19 protein-coding genes and 1 tRNA gene are annotated in these 20,672 nt (G+C 67.7%); 8 read left to right on the top strand and 12 right to left on the bottom strand.

Annotated features, from left to right (window positions below; translation table 11 throughout):
• The first annotated feature begins 129 nt into the window (after positions 1-129).
• Positions 130-206, top strand: a tRNA-Met gene (locus ASF25_RS17375).
• Between the two features lie 443 nt (positions 207-649).
• On the opposite strand, the gene guaA is transcribed toward ASF25_RS17375, so the two are convergent.
• Together guaA and ASF25_RS17365 are read right to left on the bottom strand one after the other, a co-directional pair.
• Entirely contained in the window at positions 650-2,206 is a 1,557-nt protein-coding gene (guaA, locus tag ASF25_RS17370) for a glutamine-hydrolyzing GMP synthase (protein WP_056306113.1), read from the bottom strand.
• A gap of 98 nt (positions 2,207-2,304) precedes the next feature.
• Positions 2,305-3,612: an RsmB/NOP family class I SAM-dependent RNA methyltransferase gene (locus ASF25_RS17365; protein WP_056306158.1), complete on the bottom strand. Its 1,308-nt coding sequence runs from the start codon at positions 3,610-3,612 to the stop codon at positions 2,305-2,307.
• A 163-nt stretch (positions 3,613-3,775) separates the two neighbouring features.
• Between ASF25_RS17365 and ASF25_RS23270 the strand changes: the two genes are divergently transcribed.
• Positions 3,776-3,940: a hypothetical protein gene (locus tag ASF25_RS23270; protein WP_200918712.1), complete on the top strand. Its 165-nt coding sequence runs from the start codon at positions 3,776-3,778 to the stop codon at positions 3,938-3,940.
• Here ASF25_RS23270 and panE read toward each other — a convergent pair.
• The 4 genes from panE to ASF25_RS17345 form a co-directional block, all read right to left on the bottom strand.
• Positions 3,934-4,878 (bottom strand): 2-dehydropantoate 2-reductase, encoded by a 945-nt coding sequence (gene panE / locus ASF25_RS17360; RefSeq protein ID WP_056306112.1) that lies wholly within the window; start codon positions 4,876-4,878, stop codon positions 3,934-3,936. The two genes, ASF25_RS23270 and panE, sit on opposite strands and share 7 nt — an antisense overlap.
• A gap of 62 nt (positions 4,879-4,940) precedes the next feature.
• Entirely contained in the window at positions 4,941-5,360 is a 420-nt protein-coding gene (locus tag ASF25_RS17355) for an MAPEG family protein (RefSeq protein WP_056306110.1), read from the bottom strand.
• 85 nt (positions 5,361-5,445) lie between these two features.
• On the bottom strand, positions 5,446-6,939 hold the full coding sequence (gene guaB / locus ASF25_RS17350; RefSeq protein ID WP_056306108.1) for an IMP dehydrogenase: 1,494 nt from the start codon (positions 6,937-6,939) through the stop codon (positions 5,446-5,448).
• A gap of 173 nt (positions 6,940-7,112) precedes the next feature.
• A complete protein-coding gene (locus ASF25_RS17345) occupies positions 7,113-7,997 on the bottom strand; it encodes a DUF3313 domain-containing protein (RefSeq protein WP_056173041.1) in 885 nt (294 codons plus the stop codon).
• Positions 7,998-8,320: 323 nt separating this feature from the next.
• Between ASF25_RS17345 and ASF25_RS17340 the strand changes: the two genes are divergently transcribed.
• Positions 8,321-9,721 (top strand): MFS transporter, encoded by a 1,401-nt coding sequence (locus tag ASF25_RS17340; RefSeq protein ID WP_056306106.1) that lies wholly within the window; start codon positions 8,321-8,323, stop codon positions 9,719-9,721.
• Position 9,722: 1 nt separating this feature from the next.
• Here the strand turns inward: ASF25_RS17340 and ASF25_RS17335 are convergent, their stop codons facing one another.
• Complete coding sequence (locus ASF25_RS17335; protein ID WP_056173046.1) at positions 9,723-10,274, bottom strand: DoxX family protein; 552 nt, start codon at positions 10,272-10,274, stop codon at positions 9,723-9,725.
• 58 nt (positions 10,275-10,332) lie between these two features.
• Positions 10,333-11,559 (bottom strand): multidrug effflux MFS transporter, encoded by a 1,227-nt coding sequence (locus tag ASF25_RS17330; RefSeq protein ID WP_056306104.1) that lies wholly within the window; start codon positions 11,557-11,559, stop codon positions 10,333-10,335.
• Positions 11,560-11,940: 381 nt separating this feature from the next.
• On the opposite strand from ASF25_RS17330, the gene adh reads away from it, so the two are divergent.
• Positions 11,941-13,461, top strand: a complete 1,521-nt coding sequence (gene adh, locus ASF25_RS17325; protein WP_056262749.1) for an aldehyde dehydrogenase — start codon at positions 11,941-11,943, stop codon at positions 13,459-13,461.
• 98 nt (positions 13,462-13,559) lie between these two features.
• Positions 13,560-13,985 (top strand): DUF779 domain-containing protein, encoded by a 426-nt coding sequence (locus ASF25_RS17320; RefSeq protein WP_056306102.1) that lies wholly within the window; start codon positions 13,560-13,562, stop codon positions 13,983-13,985.
• Between the two features lie 9 nt (positions 13,986-13,994).
• Here ASF25_RS17320 and ASF25_RS17315 read toward each other — a convergent pair whose 3' ends face one another.
• A complete protein-coding gene (locus ASF25_RS17315; protein ID WP_056306100.1) occupies positions 13,995-15,170 on the bottom strand; it encodes a hypothetical protein in 1,176 nt (391 codons plus the stop codon).
• 110 nt (positions 15,171-15,280) lie between these two features.
• Here ASF25_RS17315 and ASF25_RS17310 point away from each other — a divergent pair, with 110 nt between their 5' ends.
• From ASF25_RS17310 to der, 3 genes are all read left to right on the top strand, one after another.
• The gene (locus tag ASF25_RS17310) at positions 15,281-15,886 is read left to right on the top strand and encodes an NnrU family protein (RefSeq protein ID WP_056173059.1); all 606 of its coding nucleotides are present in this window, start codon (positions 15,281-15,283) and stop codon (positions 15,884-15,886) included.
• A 111-nt stretch (positions 15,887-15,997) separates the two neighbouring features.
• Positions 15,998-16,708: a tetratricopeptide repeat protein gene (locus tag ASF25_RS17305; protein WP_056262758.1), complete on the top strand. Its 711-nt coding sequence runs from the start codon at positions 15,998-16,000 to the stop codon at positions 16,706-16,708.
• Between the two features lie 42 nt (positions 16,709-16,750).
• Entirely contained in the window at positions 16,751-18,103 is a 1,353-nt protein-coding gene (gene der, locus ASF25_RS17300) for a ribosome biogenesis GTPase Der (protein ID WP_056173063.1), read from the top strand.
• Positions 18,104-18,128: 25 nt separating this feature from the next.
• On the opposite strand, the gene ASF25_RS17295 is transcribed toward der, so the two are convergent.
• The 3 genes from ASF25_RS17295 to ASF25_RS17285 form a co-directional block, all read right to left on the bottom strand.
• The gene (locus tag ASF25_RS17295) at positions 18,129-19,247 is read right to left on the bottom strand and encodes a carboxylate-amine ligase (protein WP_056306098.1); all 1,119 of its coding nucleotides are present in this window, start codon (positions 19,245-19,247) and stop codon (positions 18,129-18,131) included.
• A gap of 57 nt (positions 19,248-19,304) precedes the next feature.
• Entirely contained in the window at positions 19,305-19,712 is a 408-nt protein-coding gene (locus ASF25_RS17290) for a dihydrofolate reductase (RefSeq protein WP_056306096.1), read from the bottom strand.
• A gap of 203 nt (positions 19,713-19,915) precedes the next feature.
• A complete protein-coding gene (locus ASF25_RS17285; protein ID WP_056262764.1) occupies positions 19,916-20,665 on the bottom strand; it encodes an SDR family NAD(P)-dependent oxidoreductase in 750 nt (249 codons plus the stop codon).
• Positions 20,666-20,672: the final 7 nt, after the last annotated feature.

The following is a 20,672-nucleotide window of genomic DNA, read 5'->3' as shown; positions in this document are numbered from 1 at the left end:
CCGTTAAACGCACCAGCGCCCATGGTACTGTGTCTCAAGACACGGGAGAGTCGGTCGCCGCCAGACCTGCACAGCACATCACATCCCCTCCAGACGATCCGAACTTGCCCAAAAGGCAAAACACCCTGGCGCGGGGTGGAGCAGCCCGGTAGCTCGTCAGGCTCATAACCTGAAGGTCACAGGTTCAAATCCTGTCCCCGCAACCAACATCACAACAACAAACCAAAAGCCCCCAACCTCACGGTCGGGGGCTTTTCGCTGCGCGAAGCTGATGCCTCAATCCTGCAGCATGCGCTTCAGGAGTTCGACTTCGTNCTGAAGGTCACAGGTTCAAATCCTGTCCCCGCAACCAACATCACAACAACAAACCAAAAGCCCCCAACCTCACGGTCGGGGGCTTTTCGCTGCGCGAAGCTGATCAGCCGCTGGTAGGGCCCGCCTGTTCAGGCGAACCAATAACGAGAAGGCCTGAGAGGGTAGGGGCCCCTCGACGACCCCGGGCACCCGACTGGGATCTCTGGATCGGGGGGCGTGAGGAACGCTGTCGTTCCTCCGCACCGTAGTCGTCACAAAGCGCGGGTGCTTTCTTTTCAGTAATCCTACACATACGTTCCGACAGAGGTGGATCGGGTCCGGCGTTCGGTCCGCCTCATTCCCACTCGATGGTGCCGGGAGGCTTCGAGGTGATGTCGTAGGTCACCCGGTTGATGCCCTTGACCTCGTTGATGATGCGGGTCGCGACCCGGCCCAGGAAGGCCATATCGAATGGGTAGAAATCCGCCGTCATGCCGTCGACGGAGGTGACAGCGCGCAGCGCACAGACATGGTCGTAGGTGCGCCCGTCACCCATCACGCCCACGGTCTTCACTGGCAGGATCACCGCGAAGGCCTGCCAGATGGTGTCGTAGAGGCCGGCCTTGCGGATTTCGTCGAGGTAGATCGCATCGGCCTTGCGCAGAGCCTCCAGCTTCTCCCCTGTGATGGTACCGGGGCAGCGGATGGCGAGGCCCGGTCCCGGGAAGGGATGGCGGCCGACGAAGGCGTCCGGCAATCCGAGTTCCTTGCCAAGCACCCGGACCTCGTCCTTGAACAATTCGCGCAGGGGTTCGACGAGCTGCATGTTCATGCGCTCGGGCAGGCCACCGACATTGTGGTGGCTCTTGATGGTCACCGAGGGACCGCCAGTGAACGACACGCTCTCGATCACGTCCGGGTAGAGGGTGCCTTGGGCCAGGAACTTGGCGCCGCCGATCTTCTTCGCCTCGGCATCGAACACGTCGATGAACAGGCGGCCGATGGTCTTGCGCTTGATCTCCGGATCACTGACCCCCTCGAGCTCGCCGAGGAACAGACCTTGCGCCTCCACGTGGACCAGCGGGATGTTGTAGTGGTCGCGAAACAGACGCACGACCTCGTCGGCCTCGCCCATGCGCAGAAGCCCGTGATCGACGAAGACGCAGGTGAGCTGCTCGCCGATGGCCTCATGGATCAGCACCGCCGCCACGGAGGAATCGACGCCGCCGGACAGGCCGCAGATCACCTTCTCCGAGCCGACCTGTTCGCGGATCTTCGCGATGGCCTCTTCGCGATAGGCGCCCATGGTCCAATCGCCGGAGCATCCGGCGATGTCGCGGACGAAGTTGCGGATGAGCAGCGCCCCGTGCGGGGTGTGGGCCACCTCGGGGTGGAACTGGACCGCGTAGTAATTGCGCGATTCGTCGGCGACCGCCGCGAAGGGGGCATTCTTCGACATGGCGACGGTGGTAAAGCCGGCCGGCAGCTTCGTAACCCGGTCGCCGTGGCTCATCCAGACGGGGTAGTGCTCACCCACATGCCAGACGCCCTTGAACAGGGGGCAATCCGACAGAATCTCGATCTCGGCACGGCCGAACTCGGCATGGTGTCCGGCCTCGACCTCGCCGCCGAGTTGGGCCGCCATGGTCTGCTGACCGTAGCAAATGCCGAAGACCGGGACGCCCGAATCGAAGACGATCTGCGGCGTTCGCGGCGAAGCGTCCGTGGTCACCGATTCTGGCCCGCCCGAAAGGATCACGCCCTTCGGCTTCGACTCGGCAAATGCCTCGGCGGCTTTGGTGAAGGGGACGATCTCGCAGTAGACGCCCTCCTCGCGCACACGTCGCGCGATGAGTTGCGTCACCTGGGAGCCGAAATCGACGATGAGGATCTTGTCGTGGTCGGTGATCATGGAACCGGAGTTAGACGAGGCTCACGCACGGTGCAACGGATGGAGCGATGTGCGCCGTGCAGGAACCGCAACCGTCTGGGGATTCTGCGGTTCGGGTGTCAGCTGCCCGCCTTGCGTTCCAGAGTCGCAACGTAGAATCCGTCCGTGCCCGTGAGAGCCGGGCTCATCTGCAAACCGTGCTCGGTGAACCGCAGGAACGGGCCGAGATCGGGCTTCTCCCCAGCCACCACGGCCGTTGCCGGCACCACCGCGAAGGCGTCGCCAGCGCGCGCGAGAAAGCCAGCGACCGCCGCATCGTTCTCGTCCGGCAGCAGGGAGCAGGTGACGTAGGTGATGCGTCCGCCCGGACGCACCAGGGCAGCAGCGCGGTCGAGCACCGTGGCCTGCTCGTTGACGCGGGCGGTAAGCGCTCCCGGCCGCATCCGCCACTTCGCATCGGGATTGCGGCGCCAGGTGCCGGAGCCCGTGCAGGGCGCGTCCACGAGAACGCGATCCGCGGTACCGTCGAGGTCCGCCAAAACATCGGTCCGAGCCCGGCCGCCGCGTGGGGTCCGGATCTCGGCGCGGGCTCCAGCCCGGCGCAGACGCTCGTGAATGGGTGCAAGGCGACGTGGATCGTCGTCGCTGGCGACCAGTCGTCCGTCATTGCCCATCATCGCCGCCAGGCTCAGGGTCTTGCCGCCGCCCCCCGCGCAGAGATCGATCACGGTCTCGCCGGGCTTCGCGCCGGACAGCAGGCTCGCGAGCTGCGAACCCTCGTCCTGGATCTCGTACCACCCGTCGAGGAATTCAGGCTCGACATGCAGAGCGGGGCCGCGCCCATCCTCGCCGATGGGGATACGCAGGCCGTTGGGCGCGTGGGGCGTCGTCGCCGGGGCGAGATGGGTCAGGCCCGCCATGGCCGATTCGCGGCTCTGCCTGAGGGTGTTGATCCGGATATCGAGGGGCGCGCGGCGCGCCAGGGCCCGCAACTCGTCGAGCAGCGCGTCGCCGAATGTCGTTGCGAGGGCGGGCAGCACCCATTCCGGCACGTCGCCGGCGACGTGGTCGGGCGCCTGCGCCAAGCTCGCATCGGTGAGGCGGGTCCGTTCGTGATCGGACAACGGCGCGGGGGCGAAGCGATCGCCCGAGAACTGGGCTGCGATGGTGGAGGCCGCGAGCCCATGCTGGAGGCGCAGCATGCCGATGACGAGGGCGCGCGGACTCTCGTCGTCCATGATCCAGGCGGCGGACGCCCGCCGGCGCAGGGCATCGTAGACGAGGCTGGCGATGGCCGCCCGGTCGCCCGAGCCGGCGAAGCGGTGGGCGAGGCCCCAATCCTTGAGGGCATCGGCGGCGGGGCGACGGCGTCCGGCGATGTCGGCAAGGACTTCGATGGCGGCGGAGAGGCGGGCGGGGGGCGTCAGGGCGAAGGTCCTCCGGGCGGGATCACGAGGGTTGGGCGAATGCCGTGATACGGCCACGCTTAAAGCGCGGCGGGGTCACAGGGGTGTCGAGCTTCTGGCACTATTCCGGGGCACGAAGGCAGCGGGACCACATCGGTTGGTGCCCGGAGCTTTAGAGAACCCCATGCCCCCCGTCATCCATCTTGGCCTTGCCGGACTCCTGTTGCTCTTCGTCGCCGCTTGCGCGACGGCCCCGGCCGCCATCGATCCGACCCCGCCGCCGCGCCGGCTCGACGCGAAGACGCAGCTGGAATACGGCAATCCACCGCCGCCCGGACCGCGCTACTGAACCGTCGTGGCTTCGCGGGTGCGCCGGGCCTCGTAGGCTTTCAGATGCGTGTGGACACGGTCGAGCAAGGGATGCCCGGCCGTGTCGGGCGCCCGTGCGATGAGGTCGCCGATGATCTGGTCGACTTCGATCCGGGCCCCGTTCTCGATGTCGCGAAGCATCGAGGCGGTGAACCCCGACCCGTCCGCCGTCAGGGTGGCGCGGGTTCGCGCCACGAACTTCTCGCGGGGGGCATGGCCAGCGCTCGCCGCGATGCTACGGCACTCCTCAAGCAGGGCCTCGATGAAGTCCCGCCCGCCGGGGGCCGAGACGATGTCTCCAATGGTCGATCGCATGAGGCAGGTCGATCCGGCCAACGTCGCCAGGAAAGTCCACTTCTCCCACATTTCCAGCATCATGGTCTGGCTCAGGCGAGGGTCGAAGGTCGCGCCTTGCATCAGGGCGTCGATGGCTTCGATGCGCGGCGACAGGCTGCCGTCGCGCTCGCCGTAGGTCAGGGTGTGCAGTTCGTTCATCTGGTGGACGGTGCCGTCCGCTCCGAGCGTCGCCGCAATGGCGCAGGTTCCTCCGAGAACGCGCTCCGACCCGAACCGGGCTTCGAGGGCGTCGAGGTGGCGCATGCCGTTGAGCACGGGCAGGATCGCCGTCTCCGGGCCGATGCCGGGGGCGACGTCCACGAGAGCTGCGTCGAGGTCGTAGGCCTTGCAGCTGAGGAACACGAGGTCGAAGGCGCCGGCCGAGGCCAGCTGCGCCGCCGTCACGGTCTTCGGCGACGAAAGCGTCAGGTCGCCGTGTGGACTCTTCAGGCTCAAGCCACGCGCAGCGAGCTTCTCCGCGCGCGCCGGGCGAACGAGGAACGTCACGTCCCGGCCGATCGCGGCCAGCCGGGCGCCGAAATATCCTCCGGTGGCTCCGGCACCAACGACGAGTACGCGCATGGGACGATCCCTTTCGATTCGAGGACGTTCTCTCTGGAAAGTTTCTACACGCTCCGGGCGTATCAGCTCGCCAGAATTCGTATGGCGAACACACTCCACATCACCAGGAGGACCACCACGCCGGCGGCGAAGGCTTGGAAGCGATACGAGAGCGGATTGGTCGTGACGTAGAGAACCGCGTGGACCGCCCGCGTCGCGACGAAGACCCAGGCCAGCACCACGAACAGCAGGTCGGCTTTCCGGGTGTACAGTGCCAGCGGCACCAGGGCGTAGAACAGAACCGGCAGTTCGAACTGGTTCGCGTAGGCGTTGGCCGCCCGTTGGGCGCGATCTGGCCAAGCCCTCTGGCCGACGGCGATGTCGCCGACCCGAACGGTGCCGGCCCTCAACGCGGCGAAGCGGACATGCCCCATCCAGAACAGCAGCGCGAAGGTGAGGAACACCTGCGCGAAGGCCGGTGCGAGGATGGCCGGAACCGTCATGGTCGAGTCATCCGCGCGTGATGAAACTCCCGCGCCCGGGGCACGCGGGAGACTGGACGGGGCGAGATTGTTCGCCGGGTGGGGTTCAACCGCGTCCGGGGTAGTTCGGGCTCTCGCGGGTGATGGTCACGTCGTGGACATGGCTCTCGCGCAGGCCCGCATTGGTGATGCGGACGAACTGCGCCTTGTCCTGGAACTCCGGGATCGTGGGGGCGCCGACATAGCCCATGGCGGCGCGAAGGCCCCCGGCAAGCTGGTGCAGCACCGCGGCCACCGGTCCCTTGTAGGGCACCTGCCCCTCGATGCCCTCGGGGACGAGCTTGTGCGTGTCGTTGACCTCCGCCTGGAAGTAGCGATCGGCCGAGCCACGGGCCATGGCGCCGACCGAGCCCATGCCGCGGTAGCTCTTGTATGAGCGGCCCTGGTGCAGGAAAACCTCGCCGGGCGCCTCGTCGGTACCGGCCAGGAGGGAGCCCAGCATCGCCACGGACGCGCCGGCCGCGATGGCCTTGGCGAGGTCACCCGAGTACTTGATGCCGCCATCGGCGATCACCGGCACGTTGGCGCGGTCGGCCGCCTCGACGGCCTCCATCAGGGCGGTGAGCTGGGGCACGCCGACACCGGCGACGATGCGGGTGGTGCAGATGGAGCCCGGGCCGATGCCGACCTTGATGGCGTCGGCGCCCGCGTCGATGAGGGCCTGGGCGCCGTCGCGAGTGGCGACGTTGCCGGCGACGATCTGCACGGTGTTGGAGAGTTGCTTCACCCGGCGCACGGCGTCGAGCACCTTGATCGAGTGCCCGTGGGCGGTGTCGACCACGACCACGTCGCAACCGGCATCGATGAGACGCTCGGCCCGCTCGAATCCGCTGTCGCCCGTGGTGGTGGCCGCCGCCACGCGCAGGCGGCCCTGCTCGTCCTTCACGGCGCCTGGATACGCGACCTGCTTCTCGATGTCCTTGACGGTGATGAGGCCGATGCAGCGGTAGTGGTCGTCGACCACCAGGAGCTTCTCGATGCGGAACTGGTGCAGGAGGCGCTTCGCCTCGTCCTGGTTCACGCCTTCGCGCACGGTGATGAGCCGGTCGCGGGTCATCAGTTCGGCGACGGTTTCGGAGGAATTCGTTGCGAAGCGCACATCGCGGTTGGTGAGGATGCCGACGAGCTTGCCGCGCGAGCCGTTGGGGCCGCGCTCCACCACCGGAATACCGGAGATGCGGTTCTGCTTCATCAGCGCGAAGGCGTCGGCCAGGGTCTCGTCGGGGTGGATGGTGATGGGGTTGAGCACCATTCCCGACTCGTACTTCTTGACGAGGCGGACCTGCTCGGCCTGCTCGTCCGGCTCGAGGTTGCGGTGGATGACGCCCATGCCGCCGTTCTGCGCCATGGCGATGGCCATGGGCGCTTCCGTCACGGTGTCCATGGCGGAGGCCAGGATCGGCAGATTGAGGTGGATGGTGCGGGTGAGCCGGCTCGCGACGCTCACCTCGGTGGGCATTACCGAGGAGGCGGCGGGGCGCAGGAGGACGTCGTCGAAGGTCAGGCCTTCGATGATGGAATCTGCGGTGATGCGGGCCATGAACCAACTCCCAGAAGGGGTGAGACGCCGGGTCCGTGGACCTCTTCAGCGTCATCGAGTTGGCAAGGGCCAGTATCATGCGGGCCCGACCCGCGCAAAGGCGGAATCCGCGGGCGGCACGAGGATATCCCCCGTCCGCATGGCTCACCGGCCGCGCGGTCCGAGCCGTTCGGTCACCGGACGGGCGCGAGAGGGCCCTTGTCGGTGTATTCCGGCGGCAGGCCGATGTAATCCGCCGCGATGCCGTCGACGCCCGGCGCACGGCCGAAGGCCTCGCAATCGGGGTCGAGGGGCGCCTCGCCGAGGGTCGTGATGCGGATGCGGTCGTAGCTCGGGATGGCCAGCGGTGCCTTGAATGGATCGACGCCGGTGGCGAGGTAGCCGCCCCAATCCTGTCCGAATTCGCCAGCGAGGTCGTAGGCGTCGCTGATGGGCGAGAAGCGCGGCTGGCTCGTGAACGAATTGGCGGCCCCGCCCCACACCATGGCGGCCCGCTGTTCGTGGCGGCCGTCGAGGGCCTCCGCCTCGATGGTGATGCTGCCGAGGCCGATGGGAATCCGCGGGATCGGGACGCGGCCCACCGACGTGGCGAATCCGACACCGACCTGCGATGCGATGCTGACGCCGGCCGAGGTGGCGATGGTGGCCCCCGCAGCCGGCAATCCGGTGAGTTCGACGCGGGTGACGGCGGCGCGCACGGTCAGGTCCGCCTTGCGGCCCGAGACCACGTCGTAACGCAGAGACAGTTCGTAGCAGAGCGCCCGGTCCGCGGCGTTGGCGACGAGGCGACGCTCCACGGACGTCAGGCCGGGACCTGAGACGGCCTCGGAAAACGTTGTCGGGATGATCCGGATCGTCCGTGCGGCGGCGGTGGCGGCACGGTCGATGTAGAGCTTCGCCCGTGTGGCGACCTCTTCGCTGCCGACGAGACGGTCGTAGCGGGTGAGTGAGCCGGAATCGTTCAGGAGGACCGTGCCGCAGCCGGCCATGGCGAGCATCAGGGCGAAACCGGCGGTCATGCCGGGTACCCTGAGACGACGTTCGAAGCGCGAGGGCATCCAGGAACCTTGACGGAAGAACGGGAACGGCGGCTCGGCGCATCCGGGGCAGACATGCCCTCGAACGGCACCAGACGGTCCGTGTTGGGCGACAGCTTAGCTGCGGGGACGACCACGTGGAAAGGCGCTCGACGCCCCGCCGCCCGCTGTTGCGGCTGCGTGTGGCGGAAGCGCCACGCAGTTCCGGCACGGTTCCGGCTGCGATTTTCATCCACCATACGCCAACAGAACGGCACACCGCTCTCAGGAATCGGGACGTAGCCGATAAGTTTCTCTCGCCGCAGGTGCAACCCGATGGCCCATCCGGGACTTGTTGCCCTCCGATGCGCCCGTCTCAGATCGTCCCCCTCGTCGTCGCCACAGCCCTGTTCATGGAGAACACCGACGCGACGGTGATCGCCACGGCGCTGCCCACCATCGCCCGGAGCCTCGGCGAAGACCCTATCGCCCTGAAGCTCGCGCTCACCGCCTACCTCGTGAGCCTCGCGATCTTTATTCCCATCAGCGGCTGGATGGCCGACCGCTACGGCGCCCGTACGGTGTTCCGGGTGGCGCTCGGGGTGTTCATGGCCGGGTCGCTGGCCTGCGCGTCATCCGATTCCCTCGTCGGCTTCGTCGGCGCCCGGTTCTTCCAGGGCCTCGGCGGCGCCATGATGGTACCGGTCGGCCGCCTCGTCATCCTCCGCAGCGTGCCGAAGAGCGAGCTCGTCAGTGCGCTCGCCTACCTCACCATCCCGGCCCTCATCGGTCCGATCATGGGGCCGCCCCTCGGCGGCCTGATCACAACCTACCTCGACTGGCGCTGGATCTTCCTCATCAACATCCCCATCGGGTTCGCCGGGATCGTGCTGGCAAGCGTGTATTTCGAGAACGTACGCGAGACCGCGCGGCCGCCCCTCGACCTCGTCGGGTTCGCGCTTTCGGGTCTCGGGCTTGCGACCCTGATGCTCGGGCTTGCCTCGACGGGGCGCCACCTCCTGCCCGAGGGTGTCTCTTGGGGGTGCCTCGCCGCCGGCATCGTCCTGCTATCGCTCTATCTCCGCCATTCGCGCAGGGTGGCGCATCCGGTCATCCGCCTCGATCTCCTGCGCTATCCGACGTTTCGCGCGGCCGTGACCGGGGGCAGCTTGTTCCGCATCGGCACCGGGGCGATTCCGTTCCTGCTCCCCCTGATGCTGCAGATCGGGTTCGGCCTCGATCCCCTGCAATCGGGCCTGCTGACGTTCGCCGCCGCCGCCGGCGCGCTCCTGATCAAGCTCATCGGTCCGCGCATCCTGCGGGCCTACGGCTTTCGCCGGGTGATGCTGATCAACGCCGCCGTCGCCGCGGGCTTCCTCGCCGCGAACGGCCTGTTCACGGCGCAGACGCCGCACGCGATCATCGTCTGCACCCTGCTGCTCGGCGGCTGCGTGCGCTCGCTTCAATTCACCTGCGTCAACGCCATCGCGTATGCGGATCTCGAACCGCGGGACATGAGCGCCGGAACGAGTCTCGCCAGCGTCGCCCAGCAACTGTCGCTCAGTCTCGGCGTCTCGCTCGGAGCGCTCGCCCTGGAAGGCAATGCCGCCTGGCACGGACGAACGGATCTCCACGCGGAGGATTTCGGACCGGCCTTCCTCGCCGTCGCGGCGATCTCGGCCCTGTCGGTCTTCGCCTTCCGTCGTCTCGCGCCCGATGCGGGCGCGGAGGTATCGGGGCATCGCCGGGTCGCGCCGGCGCCGTGATCTACGCCGCCGCGCGGGTCGGACTGCGTCCGGCGGGACGTTTGCCGCGCGAGGCCGCCTTCGGTGCCGCGGCCCTCGCCGCGGTGGGTCTCGGTTGAGGCCGCGCGCCCTGGCGCCAGCCCTGCCAGCTCCATGCGCCGGGACCTGTCGCAGCGTACAGGAGGAACCCGCCGGCGAGCCCCAGATCCGCGAGCATCAGGGTGCGCTCGGCCACCGCGGCGGGCCCGGAGAACTGCCAGAACGGGTGCAGCAGGACCGCCATGGCGACCGCGAAGCCTCCGAGACCAAGACCGGTGAGGCGCGGCAGGACGCCGACGAGAAGCGCCAGGGGACCGAACACCTGAACGACGACGGCTGCCGTCGCCACGAGGTTCGGCGAGGGCAGGCCTGTTCCGGCGAGCGTCAGGGCGAAGCCCGAGACGTTCAGCGCCCGAGCGATGCCCGTCGGAAGGAGGGCGGCGGCGAGCAGCAGCCGGGCGAGGAGAAGCAGTCCGTCATGAGTACGGCCGGGCACGTCGCGGGCTCCGTCTGGATTGGTTTGAGAACAAACCATGTCCTGGGGGGCTGAAGACGGGGTTAAAGCGCGGAAAGCCGCTGGTGAAACGGGAAGCTCATCCCGAAACGCCCCCGCGATACAGGCGTCCGCGCTCCGTCCAGGCGACGACCAGGAGGGCGAGGGCACCGAGGGCCGCATAGCCGAGACCGATGGGCAGGACGGTGCCGTCGAAGGCCTGGCCGATGAGGAATCCGCACAGGGCACCGAGAATCGTAGTGTAGAAGCCGAGGAAGGACGAGGCCGTCCCGGCGATCTCCCCCAGAGGTTGCAGGGCCAGGGCGTTGAAGTTCGGCATGGCGAAGCTGATCAGGAACTGATTGGCGGCGAGAAGTCCGAGGAACAGGCCGAGGGGTGGGCGCCCGCTATAGGCAAGGGCCGCCATCACCTGGACCATCGCGACGGCGACGAAGGCGGTGAGCCCGGCATGGGAGAGGGGTCGCATGCCGAGGCGGCGGACGAGGCGGGCGTTGACCAGGGTCGCCGCACCCATGGCCCCGGCCACGAGCCCGAAGGCGAGGGGAAACAGGGCACCCAGATGATAGAGGCCGGTGTCGAACACCTGCTGGGCCGAGCCGACATAGCCCATGATGCAGCCCGTCAGCAGGCCGAGCGCCGTGGCGTAGCCCACCGCCACCCGGTTGCGGAACGTGACTGCCACAGCCTGGCCGACGACGCGCAGGGAAAACGGGCGTCGGTATTGCGGGTGCAGGGTCTCGGGCATCCGGGCGGAGAACCACACGACGAGGAGGCCGGCGAGCACCAGCATCGACACGAAGACGTAGTGCCACGAGCCGAGGAGAAGCATCGCCCCGCCGATGGCCGGCGCGATCATAGGCACGATGAGGAATACCATCATCACGAGCGACATCACGCTCGCCATCTCGCGCCCGGCGAACCGGTCGCGCACGATGGCAGTGGACAGCACCCGGCCGCCGGCCGCGCCGATGCCCTGGATGACGCGCGCTGCGAGCAGCCAGGCGAAGGACGGGGCGATCATGGCGAGCACGGTGCCGGCGACGTAGATCGAGAGGCTCACGAGCAGCACCGACCGGCGCCCGTAGGTGTCCGAGACGGGACCGTAGACGATCTGCGCCGCCCCGAAGCCGATCATGTAGACGTAGATCAGCCATTGCAGCCGGTTGGGATCCGCAACCGCGAACTCGGCCTGGATCTCGGGGAACGCCGGCAGGAGATTGTCAATGGAAATGGCGGTCACCGCCATCATCAGAGCGACGATCCCGACGAACTCACCGAAGCGCGGGCCGCTCCAGACCGAAGGCATCGGTGCTACGGGGGCGGGTGGGGGTGTCAACGACAAGGCGATCCTCGACGCGGGAGCGGAAGTTGGGAGCGGAACGGATCGGAATGCGTGACCGTACCCGCACGAAAGGACAGCCCTGGCCTAACGGCCTGCATGCGAGCTTGATCCCAATCGGCCGGCCGTCGGTCGTGCAGTGGCATGGGTCGAAGGCATGACGGGGTGACGGATGCCGCGCCAACCCGGGTCGCAACGATCCGCGATCGGGTCTACCATTGCACCCCCTGCCCGGACGCCATCCGGTGCGCGGACGCCGATCCGGGTTGGCCAAAGGTCCACCTTGCGTCGGCCGGTCGTGTGGCCTTGTCTGCCGCACGCATAAAAGCAAGATTCGGAGGAAGCACCATGAACAAGCCGGAATTCCTGAACCAGGGCGCCAAGTCCCCGTTCTCCGCCCGCTACGAGAACTTCATCGGCGGTCAGTGGGTCGCACCCATTGCTGGCCGCTATTTCGAGAACACCTCGCCGATCACCGGCCGGGTCATCTGTGAGGTCGCCCGCTCGGACGCTGCCGACGTCGACAAGGCGCTCGACGCCGCGCACGCCGCAAAGGAGGCCTGGGGCCGCACCGCACCGAACGAGCGCGCGCGCATCCTGAACAAAATTGCAGACCGGATGGAGGACAACCTCGATCTCATCGCGCTCGCCGAGACCTGGGACAACGGCAAGCCGATCCGTGAGACCACACACGCCGACATTCCGCTCGCCATCGACCATTGGCGCTACTTCGCCGGCTGCCTGCGCGCCCAGGAAGGCTCGATCTCCGAGATCGACCACGACACCGTAGCCTATCACTTCCACGAGCCGCTGGGCGTCGTCGGCCAGATCATCCCGTGGAACTTCCCCATCCTGATGGCAGTGTGGAAGCTGGCGCCCGCGCTCGCCGCCGGCAACTGCGTGGTGCTGAAGCCCGCCGAGCAGACCCCCGCGTCGATCCTCGTGGTGGCCGAACTCATCGCCGACCTGCTGCCGCCGGGCGTGCTCAACATCGTCAACGGCTTCGGCCTGGAATGCGGCAAGCCGCTGGCCTCCTCGCCCCGCATCGCCAAGATCGCCTTCACCGGTGAAACGACGACGGGCCGGCTGATCATGCAGTACGCCTCGCAGAACCTGATTCCGGTGACGCTGGAGCTCGGCGGCAAGTCGCCGAACATCTTCTTTGCGGATGTCGTCAACGAGGACGACGACTTCTTCGACAAGGCGCTTGAAGGCTTCACGATGTTCGCCCTTAACCAGGGCGAGGTCTGCACCTGCCCGAGCCGGGCGCTGGTGCACGAATCGATCTACGACCGCTTCATGGAACGCGCGATCAAGCGCGTCGAGGCGATCACGCAGGGATCTCCCCTCGACCCCGCCACCATGATCGGCGCCCAGGCCTCCTCCGAACAGCTCGAGAAGATCCTGAGCTACGTCGATATCGGCCGGCAGGAGGGCGCCGAGTGCCTCACCGGCGGCGAACGCAACGTCAAGGACGGCGAGTTCGCGGACGGCTTCTACATGAAGCCGACGGTGTTCAAGGGCCACAACAAGATGCGAATCTTCCAGGAGGAGATTTTTGGGCCCGTCCTCTCGGTCACGACCTTCAAGGACGATGCCGACGCCCTCGCGATTGCCAACGACACCCTCTACGGCCTCGGCGCTGGAATCTGGACCCGCGACGGCACCCGCGCCTACCGCTTCGGCCGTGCCATCCAGGCGGGGCGCGTCTGGACCAACTGCTACCACGCCTATCCGGCCCACGCGGCCTTCGGCGGCTACAAGCAGTCCGGCATCGGACGTGAGAACCACAAGATGATGCTCGACCACTATCAGCAGACCAAGAACATGCTGGTGAGCTACTCGGCAAAGAAGCTCGGCTTCTTCTAACCGTCGACCGCGAGACCACCTTGCCCCGGCCGAAAGGCCGGGGCTTTTTCGTTATTCGCCCCATATCTTCGGCAGATCGCCCGAGCGAGGACAGACCGATGAGCGACGTTGCCACCCCCGAACAGACCACCGCCGATCAAGTGGGCAACGACGGCACGCCGCTTCGCGTCACCGCGACACCGGCGGCCCTCGCCCTCATTGAGGAGCTGCGCGCCGAGCACGGCCCGGTGATGTTCCACCAGTCCGGCGGCTGCTGCGACGGGTCCTCGCCCATGTGCTACCCGCAGGGCGAGTTCCTCACGGGCGACAGCGACGTGCATCTCGGGACCGTGGCGGGTGCCGATTTCTGGATCAGCCGGCCGCAGTTCGAGGTCTGGAAGCACACCCACCTCATCCTCGACGTGGTGCCGGGCCGCGGCGGGATGTTCTCCCTCGAAAATGGCCGCGACAGGCGCTTCCTCATCCGCTCGCGGCTGTTCACGGACGCCGAGAACACGGCGCTCGCCGGAGCCTGCAAGCTCTGATCACGGGTCTCACGGCCAGACCTTGATGGCGAGGGGCCGGCGCACGAGGTCGCGATCCGACGTGATGGCGCAGCCCTCCGTGCGCAGGGTCACATAGGTGAGGAGCGCGGTGTCGCCGGTGTCGTCGAAGTTACGGCCCATGGCGGCGGGGTCGAGCAGCGACGGATACGCGATCAAACCGGCCGACGCGCCGCAGGGATCGTCGTAGAGAGTCGCACCCGCCAGAAGCAGGCGCGGACGGTCCCAAGTCACGAGATCGCGTGAACTCGTCCAGTAGAATCCGGATTCGGGGAAGTCCGCCGCCTTTCGCGCCATGAACACTGCGATCCAGGCGCCACTGCCGCGATGGCGCACCACCGCACCCACGGGGGTGGGGAAGGGCGCCACGGGCTTGCACGTCGCCGGATGCATCGCCGGTTTGGTGTAGGGGTCTGGGAAAGCTGCAGTGAAGCCGGTGCCGGTCCAGGCGCGCCAGCGCGACGGGTCGGCGGGATCGTCCGTGCGGAACAGGCAAACCCCCGCCGCCTGGTCGCTGCCCTTGAGATCCCAACCGGTGGTCGAGGCGAACATGTAGCGCCAGCGCCCATCGCCAAAAATGTTCGACGGGTTGAAGAAGCCGCGATGACGGCCCTGTTCGACTTCCTGGCGGAACGGTGCACCGGCCACAACCACGGGCGGCGTCGCCCGCGAGAAGCGCTGTCCGCCATCCGTCGAGGCGGCGGCCACCACCGTGTTGTACCAGCACTCCAGGTAGACCTTGGAGCGGCATCGGCCCGGATGCTCGTTGGCTTGGTATTCATGGTGGAGGAGAGCGGCGACGGCTTTGCCATCGTCGGTCCAGGTGGCGGCGACCCACGAACGGTCGTCGTACAGAGCCGGGTCGGGCTTCTCACCGGACTCGAGGACGATGGCGCAGTCGAGCTTGAGCGCGTCGAGGGACGGACCCCGCAGGGCGCGGTTCCGGTAATGCATCCCATAGAGCGCGACAGCGCTGGAAGCGTCTCGGAACGCCCGCGCCGAGGCATCCGGCACGTCTGCTCCATCGCAAGCGTCGCGGCCCGCCTTGAAGACCACGGTCGGGGGTCCGACGAGTGTCAGCGCCGAGAGCGGCGGCTCCAAGGCCGCGCCAGCCGCGCCCGTGAGGCTCGCCAGCGCGAGGAGGGTGCGAAGAATGAGGCGCGTCATCGCGTATGCCTGGACATCCCGTCGAGTTTGGGTTTTGAACCGTTACAGACTGATTGCCGCGACGCCGCGTTTTCGGCGGCCGTCCACATCCCGATGCACGAAAGCCCACCATGCTGATCCTGATCCTCGGCCTCGTGCTGTTCCTCGGCATGCACGCCTTCTCCATGGCGCGGGCCAAGCGCGCGAGCGTCATCGGCGATGTCGGCGAGGGCCGCTACAAGCTCGTCTACACCGGCGTCTCGGTGCTCGGCCTCGTGCTCATCGCCTACGGTTTTCACCTCTATCGCCAGGCCGGCTACATCGCCGTCTGGAATCCGCCGGTCTTCACACGCCACCTCTCCCTCGTCCTGACCTTGCTGGCCTTCATCGTCCTGGCCTCGGCGTACCTGCCGGGCCATATCCGAGCCAAGGCCAAGCATCCGATGTTGCTCGCGGTGAAGATCTGGGCGACCGCCCACCTCCTCGCCAACGGTGATCTCGGCTCGATCCTGCTGTTCGGGAGCTTCCTCGCCTGGGCTGTGGTCGCCCGGATCAGCGCCAAGCGTCGGGCCCTGAACCCCACGGCCGTGGCTGCCCAACATGGCGTCGTCGCGGCCCCGGCCGGATGGCGCAACGATGCCATCGCGGTGGTTGTAGGTCTCGCCGTGTGGTTCGTATTCGGCAAGGTCCTCCACCCGATCCTCATCGGCGTCGCCGCCTGGCCGGGTCAGGCCTGAGCACGACGGCCCCGCGGCGAAGACCGGTCGCCAACGGCGCGGGCCTGTGCTAGGCGCAGGCCTTCCTCTTCCTTTGAGCGGTCGGTCGCGTCTCGGCCGGCGTGAGACAGCATGGCCGAGAACAACGAGTTCATCCGCGAGGTCAACGAAGACTATCGCCGGGATCAGGTCGCCGAGATCTGGCGTCGCTACAGCGGCGCGATCATCGCCGTGGCGATCCTCGTCGTGGCCGCCGTCGGCGGCTGGCGCTACTGGCAGCACGACCAGCGCGTGCGCGCCGATGCGGCCTCCGAACAGTTCGACGCCGCCAACCGCCTTGCCCGCGACGGCAAGAACGCGGAGGCCGACAGGGCGTTCGCGGCGCTCCGCAGCGACGCACCGGGCGGTTATCGCCTCCTCGCCCGCTTCCGCTCGGCCGCCGAGACGTCGAAGCGCGACGGGGCTGCCGCCGCCACCGAGTACGACGCTCTTGCGGCCGACACCGGGGTGAGCGATGCCCTGCGCGACCTCGCTCGCCTCCGCGCCGCCCTCCTGCGTCTCGACGGGCCGCAGCCCGACGCGGCGCTCGCCAGCCTCCAGGGCCTCGCCGCGCCGACCGGCGCCTTCCGCCACACCGCCCGCGAGATGCTCGGTCTCGTCGCCCTCAAGCGCGGCGAATACGAGGCGGCCGGACGCTGGTTCGACCAGATCAATGCCGACCCGCAGGCGCCGCAGAACCTGCGCCAGCGCATCGAGGTCTATGCCGCCCTCGTGGCCGGCGGTCCGGTCTCCGTGACGGCTGCGACGCCGGAGCCTGCCGCGCCACTGCCCGTGACGCGCTGACAAACACCTTTCCCCATCCTGTACGACTGAATCGAGCACACCATGGACATGCCGACCGTCGCGATCGTCGGACGGCCGAATGTCGGCAAGTCGACCCTCTTCAACCGCCTCGTGGGCAAAAAGCTCGCCCTCGTGGACGACCGCCCCGGCGTGACCCGCGACCGGCGCGAGGGCGACGTCAACTTCGGTGGCCTCGTCTTCCGCATCATCGACACCGCCGGCCTCGAACAGGCCGATGCCGATTCGCTGCTGGGCCGCATGCGCGCCCAGACGGAGGCCGCGATCCTCGAGGCCGACGTGGTGCTGTTCGTCATCGACGCCCGCGCCGGGATCCTGCCCGCCGACCAGCCCTTCGCCGAGCTCGTGCGCCGGGCCGGCTGCCCCGTCATCCTCATCGCCAACAAGGCGGAGAGCGGCGCGGGCCTGAGCGGCGCCTACGAGGCGTTCTCCTTGGGGCTGGGCGATCCGATCCCGTTCTCGGCCGAGCATGGCGAGGGCATCGGCGAACTCCACGACGCCCTGACCGAAGCCCTGCCGGCGCAGGACGAGGAGGATGCGGACGAGGATCCGTCCGACCGCTCCCTCAAGGTCGCCATCGTCGGCCGCCCCAATGCGGGCAAGTCGACCCTGATCAATCGGATGCTCGGGGAGGAACGCCTCCTCGTCGGCCCGGAAGCCGGCATCACCCGGGATTCCATCTCCCTCGACTGGGTCTGGCGCGGGCGCCGGATCAAGCTCCACGACACCGCCGGCATGCGCCGCAAAGCCCGCATCGACGACAAGCTCGAGAAGCTCGCCGTGTCGGACGGGTTGCGCGCCGTGCGCTTCGCCGAGGTGGTGGTGGTGCTTCTCGACGCCACCATCCCGTTCGAGAAGCAGGACCTCACCATCGTCGATCTCATCGAGAGCGAGGGCCGGGCGCTGGTCATCGGCCTCAACAAGTGGGATCTCGTCGCCGACCAGAACGGCCTCTTGAAGAAGCTGCGCGAGGACTGCACCCGCCTGCTGCCGCAGGTGCGCGGCGTGCCCGTGGTGCCGCTCTCGGGCCTCGCCGGCGAGGGCATCGACAAGCTCATGCAGGCAGTGACGGGCGCGGAGGTGGTGTGGAACACACGCGTCTCCACTTCGCGGATCAACGACTGGCTCAGTGCTGCGACCCAGCGCAACCCGCCGCCTGCCGTCTCGGGCCGCCGCATCAAGATCCGCTACGCCACCCAGGTGAAGAGCCGCCCGCCGCACTTCGCCCTGTTTGGCAACCAACTCGACGGCCTGCCGAAATCCTACACCCGTTACCTCGTCAACGGCCTACGCGAATCCTTCGAGCTCCCCGGCGTGCCGATCCGTCTGTCCCTGCGGACCTCGAAGAACCCGTTCGACAAGGACAACAAGGGCTGAGCCGGTACTCCGTCGCACGGTAGATTCAACTGTCGCCCCGCGTGATGGCCGCTAGCCAATCCACCACCGCGCCGAGGGAGCTTCGGTCATCGGATCGGACCGTTTCGAAAGCGGCGATCTGGCATTCCGCGCTCGTGCCGTCACGGACGATCCTGCGGGCGGCCTCGACCTCCGCCACACAGCCCAGGGCTTCGGCGTCCTCGACGATCAGCGTAAGCAGCCTGTCGAGGGCTTCACCGAATGGCACGGCCTGCTCGCTCGCCTCGTCGATCATCTCCGCCTTCGTACCCCCATGCTGCGCCCGCCAGAGGTTCTCCTGCGCCAGCGCCCGCGAGACGCCGTCGAGGCCGGCGTTCAGGTCCGGGCGGCGCACGGCGCAGCGAACGAGGCAGCGATAGAGCGCCGCGATGGTGATGGCGTTGTCGATCCGCGTGCAGGAATCGGCGATGCGCAGTTCCAGGGTCGGGAATTTGATCGAAGGGCGCAGGGACCACCACAGAAAGCTCGCATCCTGGATCGAACCGGCTCGGGTCATGATCCGAACGTAGCGCTCGTAGGCTTTCGTATCGGCGAAAAGCTCGGGTAGGCCTGTCCGCGGAAGTTCGCCGAAGGCGCTGAGGCGATAAGAGGCGAGTCCCGTCGGCTGGCCCTGCCAGAACGGCGACGAGGCCGAGAGAGCGAGCAGGATGGGCTGGAATGGCAACAGCCGGTTCATGAGGTCCACCCGCGCGTCGGGGTCCGGCACCTCGACATGGACGTGCATGCCGCAGATCAGGCTGCGCCGACCCGCCAGACCCACATCCTCCAGGATACCGGTGTAGCGCTCGCCTTGCGTCGCCACCTGCCTCGCCCAGGCCGCGACCGGATGGGTGCCGGCGGCGAAGACGAGGACGCCGTGCTCCCGTCCGATCCGCGCCAGAATCGCCCGGTGATGCGCGAGGGTCTCGCGGGCCTCGCTAAAGCTTTCCAAGGGCGGCGTGCAGGCCTCGATCTGTGATTCGAGGAGCTCGCGGCCGATCTCCGGCAGGGCAGCCCCGGCCGCGTCGTGGAAAGCACCGAGCCGCCGGTCCGGCGTGCCGCGCGTCTCGGAATCGGCCAGAAAGTACTCTTCTTCGATGCCGAAGCGGTACGAATGCGAGCTCATCGGGGACCTTGGGGCTGGAGGGCTCATCTCAACCCGCAAGCGTAGTCCTTTGTGCCGTCAGGTGCGGAGCGGGCCGCCGACGAGCCACGCGGGATCGAACCAGCGGTCGGCCTCGCCGTCATAGGGCAGGCGGGTCACGTCCCAGTGCTGGATATACTTGGCGTACACGTTCCAGACGCTGATCCCGCCACCCACGAAGATGCGCCGGCCGGGATACCGCTTCAGCACCGCCTCGGGATCCTCGTGGCTGCGGATCACGTCGATGGTGCGGTCCTTGAACGCGAAGTCGGGCACCGACGCGATGGTTTTCGGTCCGGCGATGAGCACGTGGCCCATGGTGATGGCGAAGAACCGCGTGACGTCCTCGACGAAGAGGGGATCGGTGTTGCCCTCCCAGGGGAGATGCCCGTTGAGCCCGAGCTGGCCCCGTTGGCCGATGGCGCAGATGCAGCGAACGTCGATCATGGTGGACCTGGCACTTAGTGATGAGACGGTGATCCGAACCGAAGACTTGTCGGGAGAAGTCAGGGCACGTCGGTTGCGTGGGTCATGCCCCGGAGGACTTTTTTAGCGCGCTCTCCGCCAAAGTGGATACCGGTTCGGCGGGGAAAGCGCGGCAAAACAAAGGCCGCGCGATGTGTCCCGACCCAACGTGGTCGGGCACAGCTCTAGCGCGCCATCTGGGGCGTCAGCACGCGGTCGCTCGGAAAATCGAAGATCTTGCCGGTTTCGGTCCAAGCGGGGCTCGCCAACCGGACGATGTGCGGCGCCAGATCCTCCGGTGTCCTCAAGGTCTCGGGATCCTCGCCCGGCATGGCTGCGCGGCGCATGTCCGTCCGCAGGGGGCCGGGATTGAGCAGCATGGCACGAACCGGCGTCGTCTCGGTTTCGGCGGCGTAGGTCCGGACCAGGGCATCGAGGGCGGCCTTGGAGACGGAGTAGGGGCCCCAATAGGCCTTGCACTTCTGGGCGGCACCTGAGGTCACGAAGATCGCCCGACCGGCATCGGACATTCGCAGGAGCGGATCGAACGAGCGGATCAGGCGCCAGTTCGCCGTGACGTTGATGTCCATCACCTGGGTCCAGGTTTTGGGGGTGACGTGGCCGAGCGGCGTGAGGTTGCCGAGAATGCCCGCATTGCCCACCACGATGTCGAGGCGCTTCCAGCGTTCGTGAAGTCCGGCGCCGAGGCGGTCGATGGCGTCGTAATCGGTGAGATCCAGCGGCACCAGGGTGGCGCTCGAACCCACCGCGCGAACGGCATCGTCGAGTTCTTCCAGCGCACCCTGGGTCCGGGCGACGGCGACGATGTGGGCGCCTGCCTCCGCCAGGGCGAGGGCGGCGGCCCGGCCGATGCCGCGCGACGCACCGGTGACGACGGCGACGCGCCCGGCCAGGGGTTTTTGCGGGTCGATCATGGGCGCG

The organism is Methylobacterium sp. Leaf100, assembly GCF_001422845.1.
Lineage (GTDB): Bacteria > Pseudomonadota > Alphaproteobacteria > Rhizobiales > Beijerinckiaceae > Methylobacterium.
Note: the sequence above shows the minus strand (reverse complement) of the source record. Positions and strands in the feature narration are given on the sequence as shown.